Below are 9,828 nucleotides of genomic sequence, written 5' to 3' on the forward strand. Positions count from 1 at the left end.
GCGACGCCGAGGCCGCCGCCCACGCACAGCACCTTCCTGGGCTTGCCGATGTGGGTGGGAATGCCCATCGGCCCGACCAGCCCGAAGAGCGACGTGCCGACCCGGCATTCCTGCTGCATCTGGCGGGTGGTCTTGCCCACCGCCTGGATGACGAGCGTGATCGTGCCCCGGTGGCGGTCGTAGTCGGCGATGGTGAGCGGGATGCGTTCGCCGTGCTCGTTGAGCATGACGATCACGAACTGCCCGGGCTTCGCCGCTCTGGCCATCTGCGGATGCCGCACCTCGAGCAGGTACGTGACATCCGAGAAATCCTCGCGTGCAACGACTTCGAACTGAGACATCTCCTGCACTCCTGTTCGTCGGCCGTCCCGACGCGCTCGGGCGCTGTCAGGGCGGCATCTTGCTCGTCGGGCCGCTCATGCTTTGTGATGCGCTACGCATTCGAAAGCATCAGTGGTGCGAGGCAGTATCTGCCTCGACACGCAAATGGTTTTGACACACGTCAACGCGAACGCTCCGGCTCGCGCGGAATACAACACGCGCGTTTGATCGCGCGCAAGACATGGTGCATTGACGTTGCCGCACGCGCGCCGGGACGCGACGAGCGCCATGGTTCGCACCGCCGCGCAAAACGAATACGTTCATCTGCTGCGTCATGCACGCGCGCCCATGCCGCGCGTCATCGACGGCGGCGGCCGGGGCTGACAGCGCGCATGCGGATCGCAAGTTCGTTCGCTCCGCGCGATCGACCGCCGCCCGCGCGGCAGTCCGACGCCGCGGCGTTGCCGGGCGGGGCCGGGTCGCGGTACGATTCGATCTTTGAAACTGGTTTCAGCCCGCGAGCCTCCCCTAGGCATGAACAAGCTCACGCGCAGCAGCGCGCCCGCCGTCCCACCGGCGCGTGCCACCATCTCCGACGTGGCCCGGCAGGCCGGCGTGTCGAAGGCGACGGTATCGCGGTTCCTGAACCGCCGCGAGGAACTGCTGACGCCCGAGATCGCGGTGCGGGTGGAACGGGCGATCCGGGCGCTCGGCTATTCGCCGAGCCCGATGGCCCAGGCGCTCAAACGCGGCCGCTCGCGGCTGATCGGCCTGGTGGTGGCCGACGTCACCAATCCCTTCTCGGTGGCCGTCCTGCGCGGCGCCGAGCGCGCCTGCCAGGAAGCGGGCTACCTGCTGATGCTGTTCAACCTCGGCAACGAGGCGGACCGCGAACGCGAAGCGATCGAATCGCTGGTCTCCTACCAGGTCGAGGGCCTGATTCTGAACACGCTGGGCGCCGATGCGGGCGCCGTCGGCGATGCGCTGCGCCACGGCAAGCCGATGGTGCTGGTCGATCGCCGCCACCATGACATCCAGACCGATTTCGTTTCGCTGGACAACGCCGGCGCCGTGCGCCTGGCCGCCGCGCACCTGGTCGAGGCCGGGTACCGCGAGCTGCTGTTCGTGTCCGAGCCGATGGCCGGCGTGAGTTCGCGGCTCGAGCGGGAAGCCGCCTTCCGCAGCTTCGTCGCCGACCAGGGCGGCAAGGTCGGCGGCCGCCCGTTCGAGAGCACGGCCGAGGCGCCCGGCGCCCTCGACGAGGCGCTGCGGCAATTGCGCGCCCGCGCGCGCCGGGGCAAGGCGGCGGTCCTGGCCGGCAACGCGGTGATCAGCCTGCGCGTGGCCGACGCGGCGGCCCGGCTGGGCTGGCGCTTCGGCCCCGACCTCGGCCTCGTCGGCTTCGATGAAACGGAGTGGGCGGCGCTGATCGGCCCGGGACTGAGCACCATCGCGCAACCGACCGACGACCTCGGGCGGCTGGCTGCGACCTGCCTGGTCGAGCGCCTCAACGGACTCGACCTGCCGCCGCGCCAGATCCTGTTGCCGGGACGGCTCATCAAGCGCGGCTCGTCCCGCCCGGAGGCGCCGACCGGCTAAGGGTTTCTACTGATGTGAAACTGAAACCGGTTTCTTAGACTCGTTCCGAAACCGGTTTCAACGACCTCTCCGCAGCACCTGTTTGGCCCCGGTTCGAGCGCACAGTGAAGTACCAATTCCAATTCGAGGACGTGTTCGCCGCGTGGCCGCTGCTGCTGCAGGGAACCTGGACCACCATCGAACTCTCGCTCACGGCCACGCTGCTCGGCCTGATCGTGGCGGTGGTGTGCGCCTGGGGCAAGACGTCCGGCCCCGCCTTCGTGCGCTGGATCGTCAATGCCTACATCGAGGTGATCCGCAACACGCCGTTCCTGGTGCAGCTGTTCTTCTTCTTCTTCGCGCTGCCGGCGCTCGGGCTGCGCTGGAGCGCGCACACGGCCGCCCTCACGGCGATGGTCGTCAACCTCGGCGCCTACGCCACCGAGATCATTCGCGCCGGCATCGAATCGATTCCGCGCGGCCAGATCGAAGCGGGCCTCGCGCTCAACCTCAAGGGCCACGAGGTGTTCCGCTTCGTGATTCTCAAGCCCGCGCTCAAGGCGATCTATCCGGCGCTCACCAGCCAGTTCATCCTGCTGATGCTCAGCTCCGCGGTGGTGTCCGCGATCTCCGCGGACGACCTCACGTCGGTCGCCGCCAACCTGCAGTCGCAGACCTTCCGCAGCTTCGAAATCTACATCGTCGTGGCCGCGATCTATTTCGTGCTCGCCCTGGCGTTCTCGGGCCTCTTTCGCGCCGTCTACCGCTGGGCGCTCGACTACCCGGACCGCCGCTAGACCATGCGCACTTTCGGATTCCCGGAGTTCCTGTTCATCCTCGAAGCGGCCAAGTGGACGATCGCGCTGTCGCTGATCGCCTTCGCCGGCGGCGCGATCGGCGGCCTCCTGGTGGCCCTGGCCCGCACCTCCGAGAGCCGGGCCCTGCAGACGCTGTCCACCGGCTTCGTGCAGGTCTTCCAGGGCACGCCCCTGCTGCTGCAGCTGTTCCTGATCTTCTTCGGCGCGCCGGTCATCGGCATCGACATCAATCCGTGGCTGGCCGCCGGCGCGGCGCTGATCCTGAACACCAGCGCCTTCCTCGGCGAGATCTGGCGCGGCAGCATCCAGGCGATCCCGGTCGGCCAGTGGGAAGCGGCCGAAGCGCTGGGCCTGCACTACGTGGCCCGCATGCGCGACATCATCCTGCCGCAGGCCTTCAAGATCGCCCTGCCGCCGACGGTGGGCTACATGGTGCAGGTCATCAAGGGCACGTCGCTGGCGGCGATCATCGGCTTCGCCGAGGTGACGCGCGCCGGCCAGATCATCAACAACGCCACGTTCCAGCCGCTGATCGTGTTCAGCGTGGTCGCGGCAATCTATTTCGTGCTGTGCTGGCCGCTGTCGCTGCTGGCCGCGCGAATGGAGCGTCGCCAGGCGGCGGCGCTGGCGCGCTGAAGGGAACACCGACTGCTTCCCGCAGCATCGAACCACTCTTGACCCACGGAGATCACCCCATGTCCCACTCCCTCAACCGCCGCGCATTCGCCGGCTCCATCGCCCTGGGCCTGGGCGCCGCGCTGCTCACCACGGCCGCGCCCTTCGCCGCCGCGCAGACGGTCGCCGAGTTGAAGAAGAAGGGCGAGATCAACGTCGGCCTGCTGGTCGACTTCCCGCCGTACGGCACGACCAACGCGCAGAACCAGCCCGACGGCTATGACGCCGACGTCGCGCGCCTGCTCGCCAAGGACCTCGGCCTGAAGCTGAACCTGGTGCCGGTGACCGGCCCGAACCGCATTCCCTTCCTGCTCACCAACAAGGTCGACGTGCTGGTCGCGTCGCTCGCCGTGACGCCCGAGCGCGCCAAGCAGGTGGCGTTCTCCAAGCCCTACTCCGCCGCCACCATCGTGATGTACGGCGGCAAGAAGGCAGCCATCAAGGGCGCGCCCGACCTGAAGAACTTCCGCATCGGCGTCGCCCGCGCCAGCACGCAGGACGTCACCGTGACGCAGCTGGCGCCGCAGGGCACCGAGATCCGCCGCTTCGACGACGATGCATCGGCGATGCAGGCCCTGATCTCCGGCCAGGTCGACGCGATCGGCTGTTCCACCACCGTGGCGGCCCAGATCGCCAAGCGCGTGCCGGCCAACACGTTCGAGCAGAAGTTCGTGCTGCGCCAGCAGGAAATGGCGGTGGCGCTGCGCCCGGGCCAGGACGACCTGCTCAAGGCCGTCAACGACTTCGTCGTGAAGAACACGGGCAACGGCGAGCTCAACAAGCTGTACCACAAGTGGCTCGAGTCCGATCTGCCGAAAATGCTGTAACCAGCCCTGGCCGAACCATGAACGCACCTGGAACTTCCGTACCGCACGTCCTCGCCCAAGGCGAGCCGATCATCCGCATGACCGGCGTCGAGAAGTGGTATGGCAAGTTCAAGGTGCTCTCCGACATCGACCTGTCGGTGCAGCCGGGCGAGCGGATCGTGGTCTGCGGGCCTTCGGGCTCGGGCAAGTCGACCCTGATCCGCTGCATCAACCGGCTGGAGACCGTGCAGAAGGGCCGGATCGAGGTCGACGGGATCGACCTCACCGCCGCCAAGCGCAACGCCGACGCGGTGCGGCGCGAGGTCGGCATGGTGTTCCAGCAGTTCAACCTGTTTCCGCACCTGACCATCCTGCAGAACTGCACGCTGGCGCCGATGCGCTCGCGCGGCATGGGCAAGGACGAAGCCGAGGCGATCGCGATGAAGTACCTCACGCGCGTTCGCATCCCGGAGCAGGCCAACAAGTATCCGAGCCAGCTGTCGGGCGGCCAGCAGCAGCGCGTCGCCATCGCGCGCGCCCTGTGCATGACGCCCAAGATCATGCTGTTCGACGAGCCCACGTCGGCGCTCGACCCGGAGATGGTCAAGGAAGTGCTCGACACGATGATCAGCCTGGCGGAAGAAGGCATGACCATGCTGTGCGTGACGCACGAGATGGGCTTTGCCCGCAGTGTCGCCGACCGCGTGATCTTCATGGCCGACGGCCGGATCGTGGAGCAGGCGCCGCCGGAAGAATTCTTCAGCCGGCCGAAGCACGAGAAGACGCGCCAGTTCCTCGGCCAGATCCTCAGCTCCCATCACCACAAGGCCTGAATGCACCGGGTCCTCATCTCGCTGTCGTCGTACGGCGCGGCCGAAGTGCGCCGGCACGGCCAGCTCTGGTTCGCGCGCCTGGCGCAGGCTGCCGGCGCCGACGGCGTCGAAGTGCGCGGCGAATTGCTCACCGAGCCGGCCGCGGAGCTGCCGGCGCTCGGCGCGGCGCTGCGCGAGGGCTCGCTGCAGGCCGTGTATTCGAGCCCCGAGGGCCTGTGGCGCGACGACGGCACGCTCGATGACGGGGCGCTGGAACGCGGCCTGGCGGCGGCGGCGGCGCTCGGTGCGCCACGCCTGAAGATGGCCATCGGCGGCTTCGACGGCACGGCGCTCGCCTCCTTGCGGCAGCTGCACGACCGGCTGGAAAGCGGCGACGTCGAGCTCCTGATCGAGAACGACCAGACGACTTCGGCCGGCACGCTGGACGCGCTGCGGCGGTTTCTGGCGCGGGCCGCCGATGCCGGGCCGCCCCCCGGCGTCACGTTCGACATGGGCAACTGGCACTGGACCGGCGAATGCCCGCTGCAGGCGGCGGCGGCGCTGGCACCGCACGTGCGCTACGTGCATTGCAAGGGCGTGCAGCGCCAGCCGCGGCGCTGGATCGCGGTGCCGCTGGCCGACTCGGCCGCGCCCTGGCGCGCCGTGCTGCGCGCGCTGCCGGCCGACGTGCCGTGGGCCATCGAATACCCGCTCGCCGGCGACGACCTGCTCGCCACCACCCGCAACGAAATCAGCCTGTTGCGGTCGGTCGCGGCCGCGCAGGCGCAGGCCGCGGCATGACCACCTTCCCCCCCACGTTCGACGTCGCCACCTTCGGTGAAGCGATGCTGCTGCTGGTCGCCGACCGGCCGGGTCCGATCGAGCAGGCCGAGTGCTTCTACAAGCGCACGGCCGGCGCCGAGACCAACGTCGCGATCGGCCTGGCACGGCTGGGCCTGAAGGTGGGCTGGGCCAGCCGGCTCGGCGCCGACTCGATGGGCCGCTACCTGCTGGCCGAGATGCAGCGCGAGGGCATCGACTGCTCGCGCGTCGCGTGCGACCCGGCAGCGCGCACCGGATTCCAGTTCAAGGGCCGGGTCACCGACGGCAGCGACCCCCCGGTCGAATACCACCGCAAGGGCTCGGCCGCCAGCCAGATGGGTCCGGCCGACGTGGACGAGTCCTGGCTGCGCTCGGCGCGCCACCTGCATGCGACCGGCGTGTTCGCCGCGATCTCCGAGACCAGCCGGGCCGCCGCCTGCAGGACGCTGGAAGTCATGCGTGCCGCCGGACGCACCATCTCCTTCGACCCCAACCTGCGCCCGACCCTGTGGGCGACGCCGGAACTGATGCGGCACTGGATCAACCACCTGGCGGCGCAGGCCGACTGGGTGTTGCCGGGACTCGAAGAGGGCCGCTTCCTGACGGGCGAACGCACGCCAGAGGCGATCGCCGCCTGGTACCGGCAGCGCGGCGCGAAGCTGGTCGCGATCAAGCTCGGTCCCGAGGGCGCCTACTTCGACGGCGAGGCCGGCGGCACCGGCTACCTGCCGGCCTTCCCGGTCCGGGAGGTGATCGACACGGTGGGCGCCGGCGACGGCTTCGCGGTCGGCGTGATCAGCGCGCTGCTCGAAGGCCGCAGCGTCCCCGACGCCGTGCGCCGCGGCGCCTGGATCGGCGCCCGCGCGGTGCAGGTGCTCGGCGACACCGAGGGCCTGCCCACGCGCGCCCAGCTCGAAGCGGCGGGCCTGTGAGCGCCCGCAAGCAGGTGCTGGTGTTCCGCGAGCTGCCGGCGGCGCAGCTGGCGCGGCTGCAGGCGGCGCACGAGGTCACGGTGGCGAATCCGCGTGCCGGCCAGCAGGCGGCGTTCGAGGCCGCGCTGCCGCGGGCGCAGGGCCTCATCGGTTCGAGCTACCGCATCGACGAATCGGTGCTGGCACGCGCGCCGCGGCTGGAGGTGATTTCCAGCATTTCCGTCGGCGTCGACAACTACGACGTCGCGGCGCTGCGCGAGCGCGGCATCACGCTGTGCCACACGCCGGGCGTGCTCACGGAAACGACGGCCGACACCTTGTTCGCGCTGATCATGGCCGCCAGCCGCCGGCTGGTGGAGCTGTCCAACCACGTGCGCGAGGGTCGCTGGACCCGCAACATCGGCGAGGAGCTCTTCGGCTGGGACGTGCACGGCAAGACGCTCGGCATCCTCGGCTTCGGCCGCATCGGCCAGGCGCTGGCCCGGCGGGCGGCGCTGGGCTTCGGCATGCCGGTGCTCTATCACAACCTTTCGCCGGTCGACCTGCCCGAGCTGGCCGGGCGCGCACGCCACGCGGCGCTGGACGACGTGCTGCGGCAAGCGGACATCGTGGCCGTGACGATGCCGCTGACCGACGAGACGCGCGGCCTGATGGGCGCGCCGCAGTTCGCGCTGATGAAGCCGGGCGCCATCTTCGTCAACGGCGCCCGCGGCGCGATCGTGCAGGAGCCGGCGCTGCTGGACGCGCTCGACAGCGGCACGCTGCGCGCCGCCGCGTTGGACGTGTTCGCCACCGAACCGTTGCCGCTGGATTCCCCGCTGCGCAGCCATCCCAAGGTCACCTGCCTGCCGCACGTCGGCTCGGCGACGCACGAAACGCGCGAGGCCATGGCCGCGCTGGCCACGACCAACCTGTTGTGCGCCCTCGCCGGCGAACGCCCGCCGGCTGTCTACGGCGGCAACTGACGCCCGCCGCCGCCGGAGCCGTGCCCGGGACGGCAGGGCCGCGGGCCGCCCCCTATCGCCCGTCAGCCCACCCCCAGGTACGCCTGCCGGATGTAGTCGTCGGCGCCCAACTCGGCGCTGGTGCCTTCGCGACCGACCTTGCCGTGCTCCAGCACATAGATGCGGTCGGCGATGCGCAAGGCCGACTGCGCATCCTGCTCGGCCATCAGGATCGCGGTGCCGCCGCGCTGGATGCGCTTGATCGCGTCGAAGATCTCCAGCTTGAGGCGGTGCGCGATGCCGACCGAGGGCTCGTCGAGCAGCAGCAGCGACGGCTTGCCCATCAGCGCGCGGCCGATCGCCACCATCTGCTGCTGGCCGCCGGACAAGGTGCTGACGACCTGCAGCGCCCGCTCCTTCAGGATCGGAAACAGGCTGTAGACCAGGTCGAGGTCGGCCTGCACCGCCTGCGCGTCGCGCCGCAGGTAGGCGCCGAGCATCAGGTTCTTCAGCACCGTGAGCTCGGGGAACAGCCGCCGCCCCTCGGGGCAGTGGCAGATGCCCTTGCCGACCACCTCGTGCGCCGCGAACCGGTGCAGCGATTCGCCGCGGAATTCGAGCCGGCCGCTGGAAGGCTGGGCGCGCGAGATCGCCTTGAGCAAGGTGCTCTTGCCGGCGCCGTTGGGGCCGAGCACGGCCACGAACTCGCCCTCGCCGATCCGCATCGAGACGTCCTCGAGCGCGACGGCCTTGCCGTAGGACACCGACAGCTTGCCGATCTCAAGCAGCATGGGCCGCCTCCGCCTGGGGCTCGTCGCGCCCGATGTACGCCTCGATGACGGCCGGATGGCGCACGATCTCCTCCGGCGTGCCCTGCGCGATCACTTCGCCGAAGTCGAGGGCGACCACGCGTCCCACCAGCCGCATGAACTCGCGCAGCTTGTGCTCGATCAGCACCACGGTAAGCCCTTCGGCCGCGTGCACCTGGCGGATCAGGGCCGACAGGTCGGCGATTTCGCCGCTGCCCAGGCCCGCGAACGGCTCGTCCAGCAGCAACAGCTTGGGCCCGGCGGCCAGCGCGCGCGCGATCTCCAGCCGCCGCTGGTCGCCGTAGGACAGCACCTCCACCGGCACGCCTTCCTTGCCCGCGAGCCCGACCTGCGCCAGCAGCCCGCGGGCGCGCTGGTCGAGCGCGGCGCCCTGGTGCCGGCGCGAGCCGAGGCCGCCGACGATGACGTTCTCCAGCACGCTCATGCCGATGAAGGGACGGCACAGCTGGAAGGTGCGCGAGATCCCCAGCGCGGCGACGCGGTGCGGCGGCATGCCCACGACGTCGTGGCCGTCGAAGACGATCCTCGCGCCCGGATCGGGTCGGATGAACCCGGTCAGCAGGTTGTACAGCGTGGTCTTGCCCGCCCCGTTGGGACCGAGGATGCCGACCACCTCGCCGCGTTCGACCGAAAAGGTGACGTCGCGCACGGCATGCAGGCCGCCGAAGCGCTTGTTGACGTTGGCCAGTTCCAGCAAGGCGCTCACCGGTTTGCTCCCAGAGCGGCCCGCACGCGGCGCCAGGTCGGCGCGACCAGCCCGTTCGGCAGGAAGAACAGGATCAGGATGAGCGTGCAGCTGTAGACCATGAGGCGCCACTCGCCGAAGTTGCGCAGCAGCTCCGTCAGCAGCACCAGCAGGATCGCGCCGCCGACCGGCCCGTAGATGCTCGCCATGCCGCCCACATAGACCATGGTGATGATCGTGATCGACGTCACCACCGCGAACAGCTGCGGGCTCACCTGCAGCTGGTAGTGCGCGTACATGGCGCCGCCGGCGCCGGCGAACGCGGCGCTGATCACCAGCGAGGCGATCTTGTAGAAGGTCACGTTGATGCCGGCCGCCTGGCAGGTCGCCTCGTCGCCGCGGATGGCGCGCAGGATCGTGCCCCAAGGCGAGAGCGCGATCAGCTTCAGCACCAGCACCGTCGCCACCAGGAAGGCGAGCACCAGCCAGTAATAGTCGCGCTGAGAATCGAGGATCGGGAAGATGCCGTTGAGCCCGTCCTGCCCGCCGGTCACCTGCGAGAAGATGATGGTGAGGTACTGCATCACCGTCGAGGCGGAGAGCAT

The 9,828-nt window shown here is 69.7% G+C and carries 11 protein-coding genes and 1 pseudogene; 8 read left to right on the forward strand and 4 right to left on the reverse strand.

Annotation, left to right across the window (positions count from 1 at the left end; translation table 11 throughout):
• Nucleotides 1-341 (reverse strand): annotated as a pseudogene (locus VNT59_RS11985) (NAD-binding oxidoreductase); the annotation flags it as partial.
• A 514-nt stretch (nucleotides 342-855) separates the two neighbouring features.
• Between VNT59_RS11985 and VNT59_RS11990 the strand changes: the two are divergent.
• From VNT59_RS11990 to VNT59_RS12025, 8 genes are all read left to right on the forward strand, one after another.
• Nucleotides 856-1,920, forward strand: coding sequence for a LacI family DNA-binding transcriptional regulator (locus VNT59_RS11990; protein ID WP_325498640.1), 1,065 nt, complete (start codon nucleotides 856-858; stop codon nucleotides 1,918-1,920).
• 104 nt (nucleotides 1,921-2,024) lie between these two features.
• Nucleotides 2,025-2,696, forward strand: a complete 672-nt coding sequence (locus tag VNT59_RS11995; protein ID WP_325498641.1) for an amino acid ABC transporter permease — start codon at nucleotides 2,025-2,027, stop codon at nucleotides 2,694-2,696.
• 3 nt (nucleotides 2,697-2,699) lie between these two features.
• Nucleotides 2,700-3,353, forward strand: a complete 654-nt coding sequence (locus VNT59_RS12000; RefSeq protein WP_325498642.1) for an amino acid ABC transporter permease — start codon at nucleotides 2,700-2,702, stop codon at nucleotides 3,351-3,353.
• A 59-nt stretch (nucleotides 3,354-3,412) separates the two neighbouring features.
• A complete protein-coding gene (locus tag VNT59_RS12005; RefSeq protein ID WP_325498643.1) occupies nucleotides 3,413-4,219 on the forward strand; it encodes a transporter substrate-binding domain-containing protein in 807 nt (268 codons plus the stop codon).
• A 17-nt stretch (nucleotides 4,220-4,236) separates the two neighbouring features.
• On the forward strand, nucleotides 4,237-5,031 hold the full coding sequence (locus VNT59_RS12010) for an amino acid ABC transporter ATP-binding protein (RefSeq protein ID WP_325498644.1): 795 nt from the start codon (nucleotides 4,237-4,239) through the stop codon (nucleotides 5,029-5,031).
• Nucleotides 5,032-5,811, forward strand: coding sequence for a sugar phosphate isomerase/epimerase family protein (locus VNT59_RS12015; RefSeq protein WP_325498645.1), 780 nt, complete (start codon nucleotides 5,032-5,034; stop codon nucleotides 5,809-5,811).
• A complete protein-coding gene (locus tag VNT59_RS12020; protein ID WP_325498646.1) occupies nucleotides 5,808-6,764 on the forward strand; it encodes a sugar kinase in 957 nt (318 codons plus the stop codon). Before VNT59_RS12015 ends, VNT59_RS12020 begins: the two co-directional genes overlap by 4 nt.
• Nucleotides 6,761-7,729, forward strand: a complete 969-nt coding sequence (locus VNT59_RS12025; RefSeq protein ID WP_325498647.1) for a D-glycerate dehydrogenase — start codon at nucleotides 6,761-6,763, stop codon at nucleotides 7,727-7,729. The genes VNT59_RS12020 and VNT59_RS12025 overlap by 4 nt, the downstream gene beginning before the upstream one ends.
• 62 nt (nucleotides 7,730-7,791) lie before the next feature.
• Here VNT59_RS12025 and VNT59_RS12030 read toward each other — a convergent pair whose 3' ends face one another.
• The 3 genes from VNT59_RS12030 to VNT59_RS12040 form a co-directional block, all read right to left on the reverse strand.
• Nucleotides 7,792-8,496 carry an ABC transporter ATP-binding protein gene (locus VNT59_RS12030; protein WP_325498650.1) on the reverse strand — a complete coding sequence of 235 codons (705 nt, stop codon included), beginning with the start codon at nucleotides 8,494-8,496 and terminating at the stop codon, nucleotides 7,792-7,794.
• Complete coding sequence (locus VNT59_RS12035; RefSeq protein WP_325498648.1) at nucleotides 8,489-9,244, reverse strand: ABC transporter ATP-binding protein; 756 nt, start codon at nucleotides 9,242-9,244, stop codon at nucleotides 8,489-8,491. Before VNT59_RS12035 ends, VNT59_RS12030 begins: the two co-directional genes overlap by 8 nt.
• Nucleotides 9,241-9,828: branched-chain amino acid ABC transporter permease (locus tag VNT59_RS12040; RefSeq protein ID WP_325498649.1), on the reverse strand; the 588-nt coding region annotated here is incomplete at its 5' end. The genes VNT59_RS12040 and VNT59_RS12035, both read right to left, overlap by 4 nt.

The sequence above is a fragment of the Ramlibacter sp. genome (assembly GCF_035554825.1).
Lineage (GTDB): Bacteria > Pseudomonadota > Gammaproteobacteria > Burkholderiales > Burkholderiaceae_C > Ramlibacter.

Bases quoted from the DNA above. Each gene is read 5' to 3' on its own strand.
- VNT59_RS12010 (WP_325498644.1), top strand. From the start codon at position 4,237: ATGAACGCACCTGGAACTTCCGTACCGCACGTCCTCGCCCAAGGCGAG.
- VNT59_RS12015 (WP_325498645.1), top strand. From the start codon at position 5,032: ATGCACCGGGTCCTCATCTCGCTGTCGTCGTACGGCGCGGCCGAAGTG.
- VNT59_RS12005 (WP_325498643.1), top strand. From the start codon at position 3,413: ATGTCCCACTCCCTCAACCGCCGCGCATTCGCCGGCTCCATCGCCCTG.
- VNT59_RS11990 (WP_325498640.1), top strand. From the start codon at position 856: ATGAACAAGCTCACGCGCAGCAGCGCGCCCGCCGTCCCACCGGCGCGT.
- VNT59_RS12020 (WP_325498646.1), top strand. From the start codon at position 5,808: ATGACCACCTTCCCCCCCACGTTCGACGTCGCCACCTTCGGTGAAGCG.
- VNT59_RS12000 (WP_325498642.1), top strand. From the start codon at position 2,700: ATGCGCACTTTCGGATTCCCGGAGTTCCTGTTCATCCTCGAAGCGGCC.